Origin of the sequence: Vibrio sp. 10N.261.52.C11 (genome assembly GCF_041471405.1) — a bacterium.
GTDB lineage: Bacteria > Pseudomonadota > Gammaproteobacteria > Enterobacterales > Vibrionaceae > Vibrio > Vibrio crassostreae_C.
On the sequence record NZ_JBFROI010000040.1, the window covers coordinates 15,412 to 36,355 of the forward strand.

At 45.4% G+C, this 20,944-nt stretch carries 14 protein-coding genes and 1 pseudogene; 12 read left to right on the forward strand and 3 right to left on the reverse strand.

Annotated elements, in window-relative coordinates; genetic code table 11:
• Window positions 1-33: 33 nt before the first annotated feature.
• Both AB4323_RS16390 and AB4323_RS16395 read right to left on the reverse strand, forming a co-directional pair.
• The gene (locus AB4323_RS16390; protein ID WP_372058427.1) at window positions 34-819 is read right to left on the reverse strand and encodes an ABC transporter ATP-binding protein; all 786 of its coding nucleotides are present in this window, start codon (window positions 817-819) and stop codon (window positions 34-36) included.
• Window positions 820-896: 77 nt separating this feature from the next.
• Entirely contained in the window at window positions 897-1,658 is a 762-nt protein-coding gene (locus tag AB4323_RS16395) for a siderophore ferric iron reductase (protein WP_372152894.1), read from the reverse strand.
• Between the two features lie 220 nt (window positions 1,659-1,878).
• Between AB4323_RS16395 and AB4323_RS16400 the strand changes: the two genes are divergently transcribed.
• The 12 genes and pseudogenes from AB4323_RS16400 to AB4323_RS16455 all read left to right on the forward strand — a co-directional run bounded on the left by AB4323_RS16400 (window position 1,879) and on the right by AB4323_RS16455 (window position 19,015).
• A complete protein-coding gene (locus AB4323_RS16400) occupies window positions 1,879-2,787 on the forward strand; it encodes an AraC family transcriptional regulator (protein WP_017086415.1) in 909 nt (302 codons plus the stop codon).
• A gap of 206 nt (window positions 2,788-2,993) precedes the next feature.
• A complete protein-coding gene (locus tag AB4323_RS16405) occupies window positions 2,994-5,141 on the forward strand; it encodes a TonB-dependent siderophore receptor (RefSeq protein WP_102333676.1) in 2,148 nt (715 codons plus the stop codon).
• Window positions 5,142-5,223: 82 nt separating this feature from the next.
• Window positions 5,224-6,162: an iron-siderophore ABC transporter substrate-binding protein gene (locus tag AB4323_RS16410; protein ID WP_102333675.1), complete on the forward strand. Its 939-nt coding sequence runs from the start codon at window positions 5,224-5,226 to the stop codon at window positions 6,160-6,162.
• Entirely contained in the window at window positions 6,162-8,156 is a 1,995-nt protein-coding gene (fhuB, locus tag AB4323_RS16415; protein WP_372152896.1) for a Fe(3+)-hydroxamate ABC transporter permease FhuB, read from the forward strand. Before AB4323_RS16410 ends, fhuB begins: the two co-directional genes overlap by 1 nt.
• Before the next feature lie 239 nt (window positions 8,157-8,395).
• Window positions 8,396-9,208 (forward strand): crotonase/enoyl-CoA hydratase family protein, encoded by an 813-nt coding sequence (locus AB4323_RS16420; protein WP_017064440.1) that lies wholly within the window; start codon window positions 8,396-8,398, stop codon window positions 9,206-9,208.
• A gap of 93 nt (window positions 9,209-9,301) precedes the next feature.
• Entirely contained in the window at window positions 9,302-10,492 is a 1,191-nt protein-coding gene (locus AB4323_RS16425; protein WP_017070530.1) for an OmpP1/FadL family transporter, read from the forward strand.
• On the forward strand, window positions 10,492-11,181 hold the full coding sequence (locus AB4323_RS16430) for a hypothetical protein (RefSeq protein ID WP_102393100.1): 690 nt from the start codon (window positions 10,492-10,494) through the stop codon (window positions 11,179-11,181). Before AB4323_RS16425 ends, AB4323_RS16430 begins: the two co-directional genes overlap by 1 nt.
• 287 nt (window positions 11,182-11,468) lie before the next feature.
• Window positions 11,469-12,581: an NADH:flavin oxidoreductase gene (locus tag AB4323_RS16435; protein WP_372152897.1), complete on the forward strand. Its 1,113-nt coding sequence runs from the start codon at window positions 11,469-11,471 to the stop codon at window positions 12,579-12,581.
• A gap of 419 nt (window positions 12,582-13,000) precedes the next feature.
• A pseudogene (locus tag AB4323_RS16440) lies at window positions 13,001-13,635 on the forward strand (CatB-related O-acetyltransferase).
• A 178-nt stretch (window positions 13,636-13,813) separates the two neighbouring features.
• Complete coding sequence (locus AB4323_RS16445) at window positions 13,814-15,460, forward strand: ABC transporter ATP-binding protein (protein ID WP_108152108.1); 1,647 nt, start codon at window positions 13,814-13,816, stop codon at window positions 15,458-15,460.
• Complete coding sequence (locus AB4323_RS16450) at window positions 15,457-17,709, forward strand: ABC transporter transmembrane domain-containing protein (protein WP_372152899.1); 2,253 nt, start codon at window positions 15,457-15,459, stop codon at window positions 17,707-17,709. The genes AB4323_RS16445 and AB4323_RS16450 overlap by 4 nt, the downstream gene beginning before the upstream one ends.
• Window positions 17,702-19,015 carry an HlyD family type I secretion periplasmic adaptor subunit gene (locus AB4323_RS16455; protein WP_017061737.1) on the forward strand — a complete coding sequence of 438 codons (1,314 nt, stop codon included), beginning with the start codon at window positions 17,702-17,704 and terminating at the stop codon, window positions 19,013-19,015. Before AB4323_RS16450 ends, AB4323_RS16455 begins: the two co-directional genes overlap by 8 nt.
• Before the next feature lie 76 nt (window positions 19,016-19,091).
• Here the strand turns inward: AB4323_RS16455 and AB4323_RS16460 are convergent.
• The coding region (locus AB4323_RS16460; protein WP_372152901.1) for a VCBS domain-containing protein at window positions 19,092-20,944 on the reverse strand (1,853 nt) is incomplete at its 5' end.

Sequence of the window (20,944 nt, forward strand, 5' to 3'; positions counted from 1 at the left end):
TTAGAGCTTAGAGCTTAGACTGAAATGCCCGAACTATTCACAGACGACTGCAACCTTCTCACTTGCTGCAGTATTGGCTGGCGCTGGATGATCGATCAGTCGGATAGGGGACTCATACAGTGCTGACAAAGCCTCTTCATCGAGTAACTTATCCGCGCTGCCTTCGAACGCAATCTGACCTTTTTTCAGGGCGACAATATGCGTCGCGTAACGAAGCGCTAGGTTCAAATCGTGTAAAATAACGATCACCCCAACATCTTCTTTTTTGTTGAGTTCAGACAGTAAGCCCATTAGCTGAAATTGATGATGAACATCCAGTGCAGAAGTCGGTTCATCAAGGATCAATACCGGTGACTGTTGAGCTAGTAACATAGAGACCCACGCTCGTTGACGTTCACCACCAGATAAGTCATCCGCTAATGCTTGTGAGAATTCAGTAACACCGGTTCTTTCCATTGCTTGCTGGATGATCGACTTATCTTCTGAATTCCAACGGCCTAGTGCGCCTCTCCATGGGAAACGCCCTAAACGAACCAGCTCTTCGACAGTTAAGCCAGCAGAAGCGGGGAGTTTTTGCGGTAAATAAGCAATCTGCTTGGCTAAGTCTTTGCTTTTGAATGAAGAGAGGGAAGCGCCGTCTAGTTCCACGCTGCCATGATCTGGTGACATCTGCCCTGAGAGTAAATTAACGAGTGTAGATTTACCCGAACCATTATGGCCAAGAACGACGGTCAGTTCGTTGGTCGGAATCGAGAGGTCTTCGATTGAGAGAATCGTTCGTTCATCACGAACAATTTTGATGTTTGAAAGCTGAAACATGTCAGTCCTGTGCCTAGACCAATAAAGCGCTTCAGTGAAATTAAACGAGCTTTATTGGCTTTTAAAAATAGAGGGTGTTATTGAGCTGTTTTTTTGTTGTCGGGATGTCTTGGGCAATCGTCGCAATACTTTCTAGAGTCGCACTTATAAACTAAGCAGCAGCTGATTCTGATCAGTTTTAGCATCCCCGAATCAGCGTCTATTTTAAGGCTGTTTAAATGATTTTCAGGTAACTGGCATGCTTCTAACCAAAGCTTAGCTTGTTCAGTGATATAATCGTTGGTTAGGCTCGGTTCGTGCTGCTGTAGTTTTATCAAGCTGCCTAATAATAGATCAGCAAGTAGATGATTGGTAAACCCCGGACGAATACGTGTCCACTCACTAATCTGGCTACGATAAAACTCTGTGAGTGCAAGAATAGCTTCGCCTGCTTGTGGAATCAGTTCTTCTGGTGAACCGTGTTGATGATCACCATTAAAGAAACGGTAGCCTGTGACAAATTCTTTGTACCTAAACTGGCCGATGTTCTTAATATCAGGCAGTGAATGAAGGCCGTAGATAGATATAAAGGTCACGTAGATTGGTTGCCAGCAAACCAGATCCCACGTTCGGGTTAACCAATAGGCTTTGCCTGCTTCAGGGTGGCTCTGCGCAAGGCCATCGTAAACTCGTTTGATTTCTTTATGGCTATCATCATTCGTTATTGCAATGCTCTTGCTATGCAGAACACCAAAGCTTCCACTTAAATAAGATGTCACTTGTTTTGAGTGAGCGAAGATTTTCTGATGTAGAGACGGGGCTCTCCGACGAGTGATAATATTGTGCAGCTGGGAAAGCATCATAAACCATTAAATGAGAATCAGTAGCGTTATCATAACGGACATAATCGAGGATAACCATACAAAATGGAGCATCTACTCGGTGCCTCTATCTTTTGGTCATTTTATAGAACACACATGAGCGCTTCTTTTTTTGAGTGATAAAAGCCGTTTTAAATGATAAAAGTATTGGTGAATCGAATATGTCGCTGTCAACTATAGAGAATATGAAAGCTTAAATATGAACACACCTGCATTTGGTCGTATCAGTCGCGTTTTAACCTATATCCATTCGAACCTTAGCTCCTCGCTATCGTTAGAAGATATTGCGACACAAAGCTGTTGGTCTCGTTGGCAGCTTCAGAGAGTGTTTCAAGCCGAAACAGGGCTTACTGTGGCTAACTATGTGAGAGAGCTAAAGTTAAGCCAAGCTGCAGAACACCTGCTTGATGGAAAAGATCGCGTGATAGATATTGCTCTTGGGCTCGGGTTCAATTCAGAAATAAGCTTTAGCCGCTCGTTTAAGCAGATGTTTGGGTCTAGCCCAAGTCAGTATAGAAAAGCAGGCAAAAGAGTCGGGCTAAGAAAGCCGATACAAGTATCTGAAACAGCGAGTACTTCTGAAAAAGGGGCGTTAAGCTTTGTGGAAGTGCGCATTGATGAAAGAGAGTCTTTCCTAGTGAAAGGCATGACATCAGAAATCAGTGGTCTGTTTTCACTCACGCAAGACTTCGCTCAGAAAGTCCCTCAGCTATGGTCACGTTTAGAAGGTGAAGTTGAGATCCCTGACGACAACGTGCTCCAGTTCATTGGCGTGGTTGACCTGACTCAGTCTTGCTTTGACGGGACTAATATTCACTATTGGGCAGGGGTAGAACTTCAGGAAGGAATTTCAATCCCGCAATTACCGAGTATTATCTCTGAAAGATTAGAGGTACTGACGGTTCCTAAGCAAACTTATGCTGTAGTGAAGCACTGTGGTCCAATTGAGAATTTACGACACACCTTGAGTTGGTTTGTGCTGAATTGGATGCCAAGTTCAGGTTATCGTGGCGTCGATGGATATGAGCTTGAAGTGTACCCGTTTGCCTATCAAGCACATGCCTCTGACGCTGAAATGGAGTACTGGGTTCCTATTATTAAATCGTAGTCATATTCCCGCTCACTCTCTTCTAGCAAAGCCTTCCTATCAATAGGGTCAATTGTCTTTTTAATCATCAATTGACCGTTTTCGACTAAAAATAGGTCAAGTTCTTTTTGAATTTGCACCAAATTGTTAATTATCCCACCTCTAGATACATACAATGCAAATGAGATTTATTATTATTTATATTAAGCATTGGTACCGAGGGAATTATGACCACTCACACTCGTTTTAAGTATTCATCATTGGCAGTAGCGTTGCTGACTGCGTTCTCAGCGCAAGCATTGGCGGAAGAAACCGTTACTGCGGCAGATTCGAATATAGAAACTGTCACTATTATGGGTAAAGCCTATCGTAATACAGCCACAAAATCGGCACTTGAGCCGGAAGAAACACCTCAAGGTATTACAGTCATTGATGAAGAACAGTTAGAGCAACGAGGTGTAAAGTCTCTTAACCAAGCGCTTAGATACGCGCCGGGTGTTGTGACTGAGCAAAAGGGCGCATCAGTAACCATGTACGATACGTTCTCGATTCGTGGGTTTAGTAACAATCAGAGTTACTACGATGGCTTGATTCTGCCGTTCCTGACTGGATGGAACCTGCAACCTCAGATCGACCCTATTGCGATTCAGCAAGTTGAGGTGTTTAAAGGCCCTACGTCTGTGTTGTATGGATCGATGCCGCCGGGTGGTATGGTCAACATGATCGCGAAGGCACCGCAAGAAGACGGGTCGACAAAAGTGGGTGTATCTACAGGCTCAAGAAACTTGATGGAAGCGTCAATTGATACTTCAGGTCAGTTAGGTGACAGTGACTTTTCATATCGTTTAGTTGCACTCGCTCGTAAACAAGACAGCCAAGTTGATAACGCTGAAGAAGAGCGTTATGTGATTGCTCCATCGCTAGATTGGCAGGTATCTGATCGAACACTTATTAACTTCAATCTTTACTATCAGAATGATCCGTCAATGGGTACTAACTCTGCAATGCCGCTCGAAGTATTGAAGGCAAGTGATCCATCTGTGTCGATGGGCGACAAGAACTGGAGTACTTTTGAACGTGAAGTCTTGATGTTAGGTTACAAAATTAACCACCAAATCAATGACAACTGGACTTTCCTTCAGAACGCTCGTTATTCCGATGCGTCGCTATATCAAGAAAACACCTACCATCGCGGTACGAATTTTAACGCCGCAACTGGTAGCTTAATTCGAAATGTGTATAGCACGGATGAAGACTCTCAAAGCTTTGTTATCGACAACCAAGTATCAGGTCGCGTCGAGGTTGCTGGGCTAGAGCATAACTTATTGTTTGGTCTCGATTACCTAAAACTGACGGGCGACTCTTTGTATCAAGAGTTCACCGCGAACGCTGGTTTCTACGGATTTAACGCATACAACCCAAATAATGACTTGCTTGATAAGAGTCAGCTACAAGAGAATTATCGTGAATCACATGACATCACGACCGAGCAACTGGGCTTGTATTTCCAAGATCAAGTTCGCTACGACGCGCTGGTTTTACTTGCTGGTGGACGTTACGACATGTTCAAAGCGAGTGACGAAAAAACGAGCATTTATCCAACAAGCGATGGCACAGAAAAAGCGGATCACAATCAGTTCTCTTACCGCGTAGGTGCTTTGTATGAGTTAGATAATGGCATCTCTCCATTTGTAAGTTACGCGACGAGTTTTGAACCAGCTGCTGGTACCGATATTAACGGTAACTCTTTAAAACCTCAGCTGGGTGAGCAAGTCGAACTAGGTGTGAAATACCTGTCTGCTGATATGGCACAGCAACTTACAGCATCATACTTTTACATTACTAAGAAAGATTCAATTGCTGCCGATCCATCGGATCCAACGTATCGCTCTAAGATTCAGTTAGGCGAAGTGCGTTCTCAAGGTGTCGAAGTCGAAGGCAGATGGTTTGTAACGGAAGATTGGGATGTGAACGCGAGCTATACATACGTCGATATGGAAGTAACGGAAGATGCAAACCCTGACCTTGAAGGAACGACACCAATCTATGTACCGACACATGCCGCTAATCTATGGAGCAATTACTATGTCTATGGTGGTGCTTTATCGGGAACTCGCTTCAGTGCAGGTGCTCGTTACATGGGTGAAATGGAGATGGATGCAACGAATACTCAAGGAAAAGTACCATCATATACGGTTGTCGATTTATCCGTAGGTTATGACCTAGGGGAAGCAAGTGAAACTCTGTCAGGTGCAACGGCTAACTTGCTGGTTAACAACCTGTTTAATGAAGAGTACTACACCTGCTACGACCAATCGAACTGTTGGTTCGGTGCAGAGCAGTCAGTAGAACTCAGCGTGAACTACGAGTTCTGATTCATTTGAATACATAAATCTAAGCAGCCTGTGTAGGCTGCTTTTGTCGTTAAATAAACAATTAAAAAGTGACAGTGATTATATGAAAGCCAACTATTTTACTTCTCGTTTTCCTAAAGTGAGTTCGTTCATTGTCTCATTGAGCTTGTTGTTATCAGCTCAAGCGATGGCCAACTTTCAAGTTGAAGACAGTGAGGGTGTTAAAACCCTTGAAGCTCAGCCTGTTAGAGTGGCTGCGCTGAACTGGGACATAGCCGAACAAGTGATTGAACTCGGTGTTACACCAGTAGCGGTACCTGATATTGCAGGTTATACCGATTGGGTTGTTCAGCCTGCGATTCCAGAAGGCGTGGCGGATATTGGCACTCGAACTGAACCTAACTTTTCGGCGCTTAAAAAGCTAAACCCTGATGTGATTCTTATCGCTTCTCCTCAGAAAGATCTTCAGGAACGACTTTCTGAAATTGCGCCCGTGCTTTACTACCAAACGTACAGCGAACAACACAGCAATGCAGCGGCTGCTATTGAGAATTTCAAGAAGATCGGCCAGTTGCTTGGTAAAGAAGAACAAGCGAACCAAAAGCTGGCCGCAATGGATGAGCGTATCGCTGTTCTAAAAGCTGAGTTAGATAAAGCGTATCCGGGCGACAAACCGAAAGTCACTTCTTTCCGTTTTGCGAGTACTACATCGGTGTTCATTTATGGCGATAACTCGATTCCACAATACGCACTTGAGCAGCTTGGCTTTGACAATGCGATGGATCTTCCTGCAAGTCAGTGGGGCATCAGTCAAAAACGCATGACCGAGCTTAAGAACGTGAAGAACGGCATTGCGCTTTACTTTGAACCTTTCCCATATCAAGACAAGCTAAACCGTTCTCCGGTTTGGAAGAGCATGCCCTTTGTTCGCAATGGTCAATTTAGCCCAGTAGCGGCAAGTTGGAGCTACGGCGGTGCTATGTCGATCTTGTATAACGCAGAAGCCATGGCGCAATCGTTGTTGACGCTAGCGGAGCAGTAATGAAATCCAGTGGTTTTATGATGGGGGCTGCGCTGCTTTGTGCTGCCCTTGTTCATTTATGGTTAGGGCAGTCGGAATTTGGTCCTATTGGTGAGTTGCTTCAGCAAGTCTCACAGATCAGTGACATCGCGACATTCAACTCAATGGTTGATGATTCATTTGAGTTGATGGCGTTAGCCTATGTCAACTTACCTCGCTTGGTGATGGCGATCTTGGTTGGCGCAACACTTGGCACCATCGGCAGCTTGTTTCAACAACTGACACAGAATCGCATGATGTCCCCGTTAACCTTAGGTACATCGTCAGGTGCATGGCTTGGTCTGGTTATTCTGAATGTGGTGGCGCCGATGTTGGTCGCTCAGTATTCAGTTTGGTTTGCTTTGGTCGGTGCGCTGCTTGCGATGGGGCTGATTGTTTCGATTGTCGGAAGCAAAAACATGAGCGGCTTGCCAATTGTATTGGCGGGTATGGCGGTCAACTTGTTATTAGGGGCATTTGCAACGGCGATTATTCTGCTCAACGATCAGTACGCACAAAATCTGTTTGTATGGGGAGCGGGCGACCTAGGGCAAAATGGCTGGGAACAAGTGCTTTGGTTGATGCCTAAGCTGTTGCCGATTTTTGCCATATTCTTCTTAGCTCCGCGAGTTCTGACTTTGCTTTCCATCGGCACTGAAGGGGCTGCGGCGCGCGGGCTCAATATTGGCACGACCTTCTTTGTGCTAATGGCAATCGGCGTTTGGTTGGTTTCAGTGTCGATTACCGAAGTGGGCGTGATCAGCTTTATCGGCTTGATTGCTCCGAACATCGCTAGGCATCTAGGTTTTCTAAAGGCTAAATCTGAACTCATCGCGAGTTGTGTATTAGGTGCGCTATTACTTTGTGTCACCGACAGCTTGGCGATCTTCTTGGCGCAATGGTCTTTGGACATGATTCCAACAGGGACGGCAACCGCAGTGATTGGTGCTCCTGCGTTGATCATTATTGCGAGAAAGCAAATGTCTGCTCAAGATCAGTTGTTTTTCTCAATGCCTAAAGGTCCGAAGTCTATTTCATCTTTGGCTTACTTCTTGTTGGGCTTGATGATCTTCGGGTTGTTCGCGTTGAGCGCATTGTCACAGCCTTCTTCTGATATGGGCTACTTTGTTATCCCAGATGCATTTGAATGGTCTATTCGTTGGCCGAGAATGTTAACCGCGATATTCGCTGGTGGTGGCTTAGCGGTGGCTGGGGTGATTTTACAAAGGTTGGTCTACAATCCGCTCGCAAGCCCAGACATTCTTGGTGTGTCGGCGGGTGCGGTTCTAGCTTTGATTTTCAGCAGCTTGTTTATGGGATATTCGATTCACTCATTGAGCCCTTGGATTGCTTTCTTAGGCAGTGCGATTGCACTCTGTCTATTATTGTTCCTTGGCAAGAAGCATCAGTTTGCGCCATCGATTTTGATCCTTACCGGTATTTCGCTGACCGCAGTCTTGGAAGCTTTGGTGCAATTCTCTTTAACGCGAGTGGGTGAGGGGAAATACACATTATTGGCTTGGTTAGCCGGCTCTACTTACCGTGTGGAGCCTGAATCAGCCACTATAATGGCAGTAGTGATAACGGCTTGTATTGGTGTTGCTCTGTTACTGAGCCGTTGGGTGACCTTAATTGCGACTGGACGACAGTTCGCGAGTGCCAGAGGGTTGAATATCAATATCGCATACGTGGCACTGTTGTGTATTGTTGCGATCTTATGCTCGGTCGTGACAACAACCATGGGGCCTGTCGCGTTTGTCGGCTTGTTAGCTCCGCATATCGCTGCAATGGTGGGGGCTCGTTTGGTTCGAGAGCAGATCATCTTGTCGTTTTTAATTGGTGCAGCATTGATGCTATTCGCCGATTGGCTAGGGCAAGTGGTGGTGTTCCCAGCGCAGCTTGCAGCAGGGACGTTAGTTTCAATTATTGGTGGTAGCTACTTCATCTTCTTGCTACTGAAATCTCGAAGAACATAGGTTTTGCTCATGACCGAAAGCCATTGCTAATCAAAGCTACTGGCAATCAAAGCCATTGGCGATAAAAGCTACGGATGAAAAGCAGTGAATGGAGCGATCCATCACTGCTTTTTTGTTGATGTCGTTTGTGTAAAGGGAAAGACGTTAAGCAACACAGGTCTCGCTTCTTAATGTGCAAGTTTGGCATATGTTAATAAAATGTATAACCTAAAGGTCTGACCACTGATAAGGTAGCCACCATGCCAAACCTCGATCGTATTACTTGTTCTATCGATGAAAACCAAATTGCGACGGTTGTGTTGAATCGACCCGATAAGCTCAATGCTATTGATATGGCAATGTTTCAAGGCGTGAATAACATGGTGACTCAGCTGAAAAAGAACACCGAGATTCGTGCCGTAATAGTAAAAGGTGAGGGTTCTGATTTTTGTTCAGGGCTTGATGTTAAGTCCCTATTAACCAGTAAATCTGGGGCGATGAAGCTCTTGTTTAAATGGCTACCGACATTGCCTAACGCTGCACAACGCTTTTCATTGGGTTGGCGAGATATTCCATGCCCTGTCATTTTTGCGATTCATGGTCGTTGTTGGGGAGGCGGCCTGCAATTGGTCAGTGGGGGTGATTTTAGAATTGCTAGCCCGGATGCGAACTTCTCTATATTGGAAGCAAAGTGGGGTCTGATTCCAGACATGGGAGGCGCTATCGCTTTTAGAGAGCTGATGCGTAAAGATCACACCCTTGAAATGGCGATGACGGCCAAAGTGATCGACTGTGAAACCGCTAAAGAATATGGGTTGGTGACCAAGATTGCCGAAGATCCTTACGCTGAAGCCTATGCGTTGGCACTTGAGTGTGCGAATCGGTCGCCAGATGTCGTCGCTGCTAACAAGAAGCTCTACAACAAGACTTGGTGGTCAAGCCCGGGCATGGCTGTATTCTGCGAAACTTGGTATCAGATAAAGGTTGGGTTAGGTAAGAACAGGGCGATTGCTGCTCAACGTGAAATTCATCGAGACAAACCACGCCCTTACGTCGCCAGAAAGTTTAAATAGCGCTTGTACAGGAATAATGGATATTCCCTTTGTTTATTGAGCTTTGCGGTAACCTTAGAGCAATTTAATGTCTAAGGCTAAATGAGCGCTCTGATGAACAAAACTTTTACTTACTCTCTAGCTGCCACTGCAATTTTTACGAGCTTAAATGCATTCGCAAGTGGCCTGTTTTTGCAAGAAGCTGTCGTTGCCAACGCTGGTACTACTGGCGCTGGTGATGGTGTTTACACTCGATCTGCAGCGGCGATGTGGACAAACCCTGCCACTATGTCTCACATGGGCGAAAGCAAAACGACCATCAACACCATGGCATTCGATCTTGAAATGAAGTATCAAGATAACGGTGGTAATCCAGATGGTAAAGCTCATTCCGTAATGCCGTCATTTGGTGCCTTCCACGCTCATCAAGTCACAGACAAATTACACCTTGGTATCGCGCTTGGCGCTGTTGGCGGCTCTAGCCTTGATTACGGCAGTGATTGGGCGGGTGCTGCACTTCTAGAAGATATCACTCTTACTGCAATGCAAGTGAACCCATCACTGAGTTATAAGCTGAATGACCAATGGTCAGTAGGCGCGGGTGTGCAATTCAGTTGGGCTGCATTCCAACAAACAACGTCAATGCTTACTGCGAAGCAAGATACTGACTGGGCATACGGCTATAACCTTGGCGTAATGTACACACCGACAGATAAACTTAAGCTGGGCGCAAGTTACCGTTCTAAGCTAGAGCATAAGTTTAACAATGATGTAAATGGCGTTATTAACCAAGGCGTATTGAATTCATTATCAACTGATATTGCTTTACCTGAAATCATCGATGTCAGTGCGAGCTATGCTTTGAACTCTCAACTTGACCTGCTTGCTAGTATTCAGTTCCATCGTTGGAGTGAATGGGATACAACCGTTCTTGATTTTGGAATAGCAGGAAGTCCAATTAATGGTGTTCCGATTGAGCGTGACTGGGATGACGTTTGGAAATTTGCGGTAGGTGCGGATTATCAATTGAATTCAGACTGGCGTTTGAAAGCTGGCTTCTCTTACGAAACTTCTCCGCAAGACGATCCGTCAATGCAATGGGTTGACCTTCCTGTGGGTGAACAGTACCGCTACTCAGTTGGCGCATCTACCTACTGGGACGACATCTTAATTGATGTGTTCTATGAATACGCTGATTTGGGTTCAGTTGAGATGGATCGATATGGTCGATTTGGTCAAGTTAATCTGTTGAATGGTTCGTTCGATGGCCGTATCCACTTTGTTGGTGTTAGCGCGACCTTCTAATGACATTACGTAATCTACTAATCATTACTTTAGTGTCTTTATTTTCAACGGGTGCTTTTGCTGAAGAGAAGCACCCTGATGATCCGACTAAAATCGTAACCAAAGCTGGCGTTGCTTATAACGAAGATCTGCAGTTCTCTGGGTCTATTGGGCTTGATGAAGCACGAATGATCAATGCTCGTGTTAACGCAGATGGCGAAGAATGGCGAATAGGCGGCTCATGGCTGTTGCCTATGGGTATTGTTAACTTCAACTTTAGCCGTTCTGAATATGACAACGATGCTTATAAGAACAACTACAGTATTGGCACATTTATACCACTGAGTTATTTCGACATTGAGCCGTTCGGTTGGCAAATCTTCCCTATGGCTGGCTACAGTTATAATGATGGCGAAGTGGCGGTTTTCGATGATGATAACGTTGGCTCTGATTATGTATTGATGCCGAGTTCAACACATGGTGGCTACATTGGTGCCTTTGGTTTAAAAACGATTACGGATGAGTGGTCGATTATGGGCTTCGGTGGCGGTTCAATGGGGTCTGATGATTATTCAGGGTATTGGGCAGGCGTCGGTGCTAGCTACAAGTTGAGTGACGCTCAATCATTCAACTTCTTCACTATTTTTGCTGAGGACGATTTCGGTGAAAATAACAGTGTTGGCGCGTCTTACACCTATGAGTTCAAATAACTGTTAGCAGGCAGAAATTCGCAGGTGGACACCTCTCGTAAGAACCATTGACTTAGTCCAGATTAAATTGAACAAAGTCGCTTATTAAAACTTAGCGACTTTCTTTTGTTACCATTTCTCCAATCTTTTTTATCTCTTTTTGATGCTTTCTATATCTTTCTCACATGAGAGTGCCGCTCTCTTAATCTAGATTAAGTTTTCGCTGCCTTATTCTCTGTAGTATCCGCCTGAATCAGTGCCCATGCTTAATGGGTAACTTGCGTAACACGATTTTGAGAGGAAGACACTTGAGCACTTTGTTTACAGAAACCCACATTGGCAAGATGACACTAAAGAACCGCTTCATGAGAAGTGCAACGTGGGAAAATATGGCCACCGAAGATGGGCATATGACAGATAAACTGTACGCTATCTACGAAGAGTTGGCTCAAGGTGAGGTCGGCCTGATCGTGACGGGTTACGCGAACATCGTTGAAGAAGAAAAGCCAAATGCGGGCATGATGGGCATGTATAACGACTCGTTTATCGAAGAGTATCAAAAGCTCACTCAATTGGTTCATGACAACGACTCTAAAATCGTCATGCAATTGGCATACGGTGGCACAAAGACCACGCATGATCTTGGCGAGCGAGTGATCTACGCACCAAGTGAGGTTCCAGAAAAAGGAACTCAAACACTAGGCAAAGCGATGACCAAACGCGAGATCGACTACATTGTTGATGCCTTTGCTCAAGCGTCATTAAGAGCACAGAAGTCAGGTTTTGATGGCGTTGAAATTCATGCCGCTCACACTTACCTGATTAACCAATTTCTAAGCCCTTATTACAACCAACGTGAAGATGAGTACGGCGGTAGTTTAGAAAACCGCATGAGATTTTTGTTAGAGATCTATACCGCGACGCGCAAGCTGGTGGGTAATGATTTCCCTATCTTAGTTAAGCTTACAGCTTCGGAGTTTTTTGAAGGTGGCGTGACCTTCGACGAAACACGTATTGTGTGTAAAAAGCTTGAACAAGTGGGCGTGGATGGCATTGTCGTGTCAGGCAATATTCATGGCAAAGCAGACACTATGATTGGCGAGTCGCACGATGGTTTTACCATTCAAGCTGAAGGCTACTTCCATGAGTATGGTCACGCGATCAGCCAAGACGTTAATATCCCAGTGATCACGGTTGGTGGTCTAACGGATTTCGATGCTATCGAAGCGATTGCAAACAACACGGGCATTGAGTACTTCGCGCTTTCAAGACCGCTGCTTTCTGAACCCCATTTAGTTAAGCGTTGGAAGGAAGGGGATAGAAGCCCTGTTGAATGCGAACGGTGCTCTAAGTGTCGTACGAAGCGCGGTAACTTCTGCGTGGTGAATAAAGACAGAAAAGCACAGCTTGCACGCATGTAGTCGCTGAGCCCAGCTCCAAGAGAGATCCGAAGTTTATAGCTAAGTCTAAGTTTGAGCCTGTGTAATCGCGCAGGCTCTTGTTCATTCCGTATTCCACGAAACGAAATTTGAAACCTTATTAATCACATCTTCCTGTCAAATTGGTGCGACTAAACAGATACACTACGCCTGTAAATTATCCAACCAAGTTATCGATAAAAACTAGACAAACTTTGAAATTACTTCCTCTTCTTAAGCAACTTCGAATCCACTGACACCTCTTTAGTTTTAGCGACTTTGCTATGATTTAAGCGTGATACTTATTATTCATCCCAGTGAACCGTGTGTTTATAGGGCATTAGTTTGTGCACCTTGGATTTGCATCGTCGAACATTTTGATCGTTAACGAATAAAACTAAATAGATCATTCAGAGGTAAAAATGCAAAAGAAGCATTGGTCCAAATTCGAGTTGCTGCATGAAGTCGTAACCAACCCCAATATTCATGTAAAAGGTCAACACAGTTATTACAGCGATTGCTGGGATAATGGTTTTGAACAATCGGTAGTGCGCTATTTACACGGCGACGAAGTCAGCCGCCAGTGGGAGCCTCGATGGAAAATCGACGAACTCTATATCGGCGATTATGTCTGCATTGGCGCAGAGGTCGTGATTTTGATGGGTGGCAACCATACCCACAGAGTTGATTGGTTTTCGCTGTACCCATTTATGGATGTCATCGACGATGCCTACATTGGCAAAGGTGGCACTCACATTGAAGATGGGGTGTGGTTAGGCATGAGAGCGATGGTGATGCCGGTGTGACGATTGGCGAAGGCGCTGTAGTTGCAGCGAATAGTGTGGTGACTAAAGACGTCGCTCCATACAGCATTGTCGGTGGTTCTCCAGCTAAAGTCGTTAAACACCGCTTTGATGAGTCCGTTATTGACGAACTCATTTCATTCAAAATATACGAGTGGCCAGAAGAGAAGTTTGAAGCGTTGAGACCGTATTTATGTAACTCAGACTTTTCAAAGTTAAAGCAGGCGATAACGGATTACGACAATTGTTTGTAAGGAGCGCTTGTAACGAGCATTTGTAAGGAGCGTTTTTAAGGTACGGGTATAGCCACAGATTTGTGTAGAAAGATCTGTGTCATATTTATATTGAAAAACACGTTAAATCAGTCCGTTACCTTGCAATACTCAACATGGTGTACCAATCTTATTTCATAAGCATGGATAAGGATTGTGTATGCCCGCAAGTTCAATGAAAAACAAAGGGGTGGTGGGGAAAGTCCTACTGCCTTCTTTACTCATAAATCTTCTCTCTCTCGCCGTTCCGTTAACGGTTTTACAAATTTACGATCGTATTTTACCTAACCAAAGTTACGGTACTGCCACTTTGTTGTTGGCGGGTGCAGCGTTGGCTGTTGCCATGGAAGCATTAATCCGGTTTGTGCGTACTTGGCTTTTGTCAGCCGCGGCCAGCAATACCGAGAAAGCGACCTATCAAACTTTGGTTGAAAGAGTAACAACGGCTTCATCAGGCCATCTCCGCCACATTGGTGTTGGCGGCGTGGAAGAGGGGCTTGGTTCTGTATCCAAAGTCAAAGATTGGTATTCCGGTGGTGTGATTGCAGGCTTTATTGATTTGCCTTTTGCCTTGATCTTCTTGGGCTTGGTGGCTTACATCGGCGGTGAGCTGGTGGCGATACCTTTGGCAGTTTGGCTGATTACTCTCGGAATCGTTTGGTTATCTTCTATTCGCGTTAAAAGCTTAAGTGAAGAAGCTTCCCAAGATGAGCAGGAGCGAAAAGCGTTCTTGATTTTACTGAGCCAAACCATTCAAGGAATCAAACGTCAGGCTGTTGAGTCTCGAATCTTCAATCAGTTTAAATCCCTCAATAACGTTCGCTCTCAGTCTAAAGCGAGAGAAGAAGAACAGAACGCCTTTGCCCAAGAATGTATTCAGCTTGCCGCATTAGCCACGTCAGTTTTACTCGTAATTACGGGGAGCTTGTGGGTGTTGGATGGTCAGTTAACTACTGGTGGCTTGGCGGCATGTTCTATCTTATCTGGCAGAGCGGTTGCGCCTTTGAGTGCTCTGGTTGGGGTTAGAATCAAGCTTAATTCAATACACAGTGCCAATCAGGCAATAGAAAAATTGAGTGACTTATCATTATCGGAATCTTCAGATTCTGAGCAAGTTGAGAACCACTTATCTGACTTTGAGACGTTGGAAATCAAGCAAGCGACCGTTGAAAGATATGGTGAACTCTCTCATGCAGATGTCACACTGAATAAAGGTGAGTTGGTTTTGTTAGAGAGTGAGGATCGCCACACCAACAGTCATTTATTGTCGTCGATTGCAGGTATTGATGATCTAAAAGCGGGTGAGTGCTTCATTAACGGAGCTGCAGTTTCAATCGCATCCGTAACCAATATTGCTGCCTACTGTGGCGTTAAAGGGCTGTTGGTGTCGGGTACTATTCTCGACAACTTGTGCGGGTTTGACCCTGAGAAAACGCAAAGCGCCAGTGACTATGCAAAGCGTTTGGGTTTAACCAAAGAGATTACTCGATTACCCGATGGACTAGAGACACAAATTGGCCATACGAGTGCTTCTTTGTTGAGTATGGGTAACGTGAAAATGCTCAATATCGCGGCTCAATTGGCAAGTGATAAACCCATAATCATGTTGGAAAGGCCGGATTCTTCACTTGATTTAGACGCCCTTGGGAATCTAGCTAAGGTGTTGGAAGAAGAAGTAACGGCAGGACGCACGATACTGATGGTGAGCTACCATTCGAAGCTTCGCGAATTTGCTAATCGAATCATTACAGTGGAAAGTCGAGCTATTACGGCCGACAGCGAGAGCAATCAGGAGGCCGTCGTATGAATCGTTTAGATATTGGTAACCCTTCAGGTACGAACAACCGTGCAGATACCAGCGGTCGACAAGAGGTGATGAATCATTTAGAAACCGAGAGCCTTTCCGTTCTTAAGCAGTTGGAAGTTAATGCTAATATCCAGTTGTTCGCACATCAATGGGTCGATGAAAATGGCATTGAATCAATCGACGATATGTTTGCCTTGTTCGACAGGCTTGCACTGCCTTATCGCTTGGTTGCCAACCTAGATGAAGTTGGTGAACATAAATTGGTCTTACTGGTACTTGGTGAACATGAGCTGGTCTCTGGTCATTTGGAATCCAAGCAATTTGTTGCCTTTAATGCCAATAACGACATCACCGATGTCCCTCAGTTTTGTATTGTTATCGAAGGGCCACCATTAGAGAAGGCCTCTCCTGATTGGGTTGGTGAAAGGTTACATGCGTTTCGCCCCATCATTCCTAAATTGTTATTGGTCAGCTTTATCACTAACTTATTTGCGCTTGCTGTTCCCTTCATCACGATGTCGATTTATGACCATGTGATTGGTGGTGATGCAGGGCATGAGTTGCAAGGTATCGCCATTGGCGCGGCGTTGTTGTTTGTGATGATGGGTTGGTTGAGAACATTACGTAGCCGAGTGTTTGCTTCAGTTTCCAACCGAGTAAGTCGTGAGATTTCTCAATCCCTCGTGCAGCGTCTGCTTCGTAATAGCTATGCTCAAAATCAGCAAACAGCTTCTTCTAGTCAGCAAAACCAAGTGATGTTGTCAGAGCGTATTTCAGGTGTGCTATCGGGGCCATTAGGAAATGCGTTATTTGACCTACCATTCATTCTAATTTTTGTACTAGCGATAGGAGTTTTAGGCGGATGGTTGGTACTGGTTCCAGTCGTCTCTTTAATCCTTTATTACTTGATAGCAAAACGCTCGATACGCTCTAGCAGCAAGCGCTCGATGCAATCGACAGTCGCAGGTACGAATCGTCAAAACATGACTAATGAGCTGTCATCCAAGCTTGCCTTTATTCGCAGTGCTGGATTCTCAGAGCACTGGATTCAACGTTTCAAAAAAGCCAATCTTCTTGCTTCAACAGTGACCTTTAATCAATCGGTTCTCCAGAGTCGGTACACCTCGATTTACTATTTCATTGGTGTGGGCTCGACACTCGCCGTGATGGGGTTAGGCATAGGACTTATTTTTGAACAAGTGATGACGCCCGGTGGTTTGATTGCTTCAATGATGTTGATATCTAAGGTGACGGGTCCTGCTCAGGTGTTGGCAAACAGCGCGATGCGTTTTAATAGCTTTAATCAATCCAAGCTGCAAGTGAACCGTATTTTGTCTCAGCCGTCTGAGCGTGAATTCAGTTACCAGCATCACCCGTTACCCGTGGTAGCGCCTAACTTGAAATTAGACCAAGTGACGCTGCGCTATCCCAAACAGAGTCGCCCCGCTTTGAATGGTGTGAGTTTTGATATTGAAGCCGGTGAAGTTGTCGCGATTACCGGCCCTTCTGGGAGCGGTAAATCAACATTAATTGAAGTGCTGTCTGGCTTGCAGCCTATCCAAAATGGCATGGTCGAGCTTGAAGGCGTTAACCTCGTTCAATACGATCCGCAGCTTTATCGCCACTGGTGTTTCATTCGAGCCGCATATCCTGATTTGCTCACGCTGAGTATTCGAGAGTGGCTAAACGACGGTCACAAAGTCGAAGATCAGAAAATGATCTCTGCAATTGAAATGGTCGGTGGAAAGCGTTGGTTCGAGACATTATCAGGTGGGCTCGATACTTCCATCAGCAGTATTCAGCCGGACAGCCTTTTTGACATGTTGTCTGGCAGCGTCGCGCAGATCCTCATTGACGCGAAAGCGCTGGTTTATGACTACCCAATGTTCTTAATGGATAATCCTGTGCCTGATGCTCACCCAAATGCTAAACGTATGTTTGGTGAGTTTGTGCAATCGAAAAAAGGAAAAGCAACGGTGATTTACACGTCCCACGATCCGGATTTAATCAAGCTTGCCGATAAAGTGGTGGTATTAAATGAAGGTGCAGTGGTTTATGCCGGTCCATTAGAGCCGGAGCAGTCTTCGAAGCAGGAACAGCCTTCAGAGCCTCAAGCTTCTCAAGAACCGCAGTTATCTGAGCAACCGTTATCTCAAGAGCTACAGCCGTCAACTCAAGAGGCGTCTGCTCAACAAAATGCAGCCCAACAAGAACAATCAGAGTCTAAGCAAGGAGTCGCTAATGACTAAACAATCTATCGAGAAGGGCAAGCGCTACGGTGAGCTTGTTGAATCACAAAATACGGCTCGTACATTGGCGCTGGCCACATGGTCGGTTGCCTTATGTGTTATTGCTTTTGCCACTTGGTCTGTAGTCACTCAAGTTGATGAAATCGCCAAAGCCAAAGGTGCTGTGATTCCGGAAGGCGAGAAGCAAGTATTACAAAGTGCGATTGGCGGAAAGTTAAAGCAAATTCTTGTTAAAGAAGGCCAGTTGGTAGAGAAAGGCCAGCCGCTTGTTGAGTTTGATGCCACTTTCCAGCGTACCGCCCTTGAAGAGCTAAAGTCCCAACAAGTGACGCTTCTAGCCAGTGTGGAACGTATGAATGCGTTGCTTGAGCAACGTGAGCCTAACCTTGCTGAGTTTGAGGTCGATTACCCAGAGATCGTCAGCCAGCAAAAAGCGCAGCTGAACGCGCAAAAAGCCCTCTACTTCCAAAAGCGTGTGGTGCTTGAGAAAGAGAGCGAGCAAATTGCAGAGCAGCTTCGTAGCGTAGAAAAGGCCTTGCCGAGTTATGAGAAAGAGTTAAATGCGACTAAGCAAGAGTTGAACATACTGGAGAAGGGTTATAAAGCGGGTAACATTTCACGTTTACGTGTGCTTGAAATGCGACAAAAATTGGCCAGTATCGAACAGAAAATCGAAGAAGCTCGTGGTAAGAAGTCGGTATTGATTAGACAAGCTGACAGTAATGACCAAAAAATCATACAGCTTCTGGCGGAAGCGAAAGCTAAAGTGAGCGATGATCGTTCTAAAGCCGTATCTGACTTATCAGCATTGAATGCTAGAGTTCGTTCAAGCCAAGCTAAATTGACGAACACTATGTTAGTGTCACCGCTACAAGGCTTGGTGCAAAGCATACCAAGCACGCAGGATGGTGGTGTTATTCAGCCGGGTGGCACGGTAGTTGAAATTGTGCCTGTCGGAGGGAACGCTGACTTCAAAGCACGTTTGTCCCCAAGAGATATTGGTTTTGTGAGTGTTGGGCAGCCCACTCGAGTCAAGATTGATGCGTTTGATTACAGCCGCTTTGGGGCTTTAAAAGGGGCGGTAGAGAGTATTTCACCGACCACAAGTCAAAGCGAACGTGGCGAGATCTATTATGAAGTTGTAGTGTCGGTTGATACGCCTTACTTCCGTGATAACCCTGAAAGCTTTTCCATACTGCCGGGTATGACGGGTGAAGTAGACATCACAACTGGCGAGAAGTCGGTGTTCCAATACTTATGGAAACCGATTTATACCAATGTTAGCGTGGCGTTTGGAGAGAGGTAAAGTCCTCCACTCTGGCTTGCATAAAAAAGGAGCACATGCCGTGCTCCTTTTTTTATCTAACCGAAGGGGTGATGTTCTAGTTATTTGGGTCTATGTCAGGCAGTCCGTCAACGTCATTATGATGGTGTAAAGAATCATCAATAGATGGGTTATCGGTATGGTGAGACAGCCCATCACTCATACCATCGTCAGTTTGCTCAGCCCCATAAGCACTCTCGGCATCACTGAAAATGATATCGATATCATGCGCTACTGGTACATTGTGTGACGGTGAATCTATAGACGGCGAGTCAGCATTAATACCCAGAGCGTCTAGGTAAGCATGGGCACCAGAACGCTGTTCGTGTTCGCCTATCGCTGTATGTTCTAGGTTTGCCGTCACCTCATCAAAATTAAGAGTAACTTCATCAGGGGTGCTGAAAGAGGCATCCGGTTCATCCGCTTGGCTCATGCCGGGTGCTGGAGGAGGTGATGGAGCGATTGGCGATAAATCCATGCCAGTTAGTGTGGTTTGGTCAATGTGATGTCCGCTGTTTCCATGGACGGATTGCGAGTGCAAATGTAGGTGCACCGCGACTTGTGAGTTTTGATCGCCTCCTAGGGTTAAAACAAACGAGTCGGTTTCGTCTGTACCACTACCGTAAGAGCCTCCTGTATGTGTCTTAACGACGCCTGATGAAGTTTGTTGGTAATCGTAACTCAACTCTCCGGTTGCAGGATTGACATGCAAAGTACCAAATTGACCGTGTAATGCAGTGAGAGAGTGTCCGTGGTGATCTGATATTCCCCAGCCTGTCATTGGCGTAGGCGTTCCTTGGTGAATAATTGGAGGAATTCCGATTGAGGCATGCAGGTCCTGATTGCCTGCACTGCCGGTAATTTTTGCAGGGGCAACTAGGGTTGGCATTGGTGGAACATCGCTGTGTCCATCAATGCGCATTTCAACTTCTTGAGTTGTAATGCCCCCGTGTCCATCATCGACTAATAGAGAAAACTTATCGGTCAATTGTTCACCATTATTTAAAGCATTAACATGGCTATTGCTGTTATTAAGTGTGTAGACCCAAGTTTGTGTATTGCTATTATAGGTAACAGAACCATACTGTGGCTGATGTTGGCTATCAATACTGACAGAATGTTGATCGCTATGATCAACATCGCTGATAATAATTTGCCCAGAGGTCGCATTTGCAGCATCTTCATCAATGTTATGTGCACCTGCGATAGCTTCAGAAACTGTTGGTTTATCATTAGTGCCATGCACATTGATGGTAATAATTTGTTTATCACCACCAGCGGTCGTTACTTCATATTGAACCTGCTCGACTTGCCCTGCCGCTAAGTGCTGAATATTGGCATTGGGAACCGAATAAGCCCAATCACCGGCTTTTCCAATGGTCAGATGACCGCCATAGGGATCACTGATCGCATGGGCATTACGAGTGGCGTAAAAATGATCTTCACTGGCATCAGGATCGATAACATTCAACACGCCAGTGACAAATATCGTATGTTGAGCATCACCTTGTACATGGCGATCTTCTGTAATTTGACCGCTTTTATCTCCGGTGAAGATCGCAGCATCGCCAGCTGCCGAGAGCGTCGTTGATGCGCCAGTGTGGGTCACACCACTGTGTGCATCCTTAACGTCATAGCTGAAGTGTACATCGCCGTTATAGTCTTTTTCTGGGGTAAAGGTAAATGTGCCATCGGCATTTAACGCAATAGCACCATGGTCAGCCTGTAGGTTTTCAATGGATAATTTGCCAATATCGTTGTCGTCAACATCGCTAGAATTGGCCAGTAGCTGTGCTGGGGTGAGGACTATTTGGGTATCTTCCAAGCCATTCGCTAAACGCACTTCAGCCGATGCGACGGGAGCATCATTGGTGCCATGAACGGTCACTGTAATATCTTTTTTAGCACTGC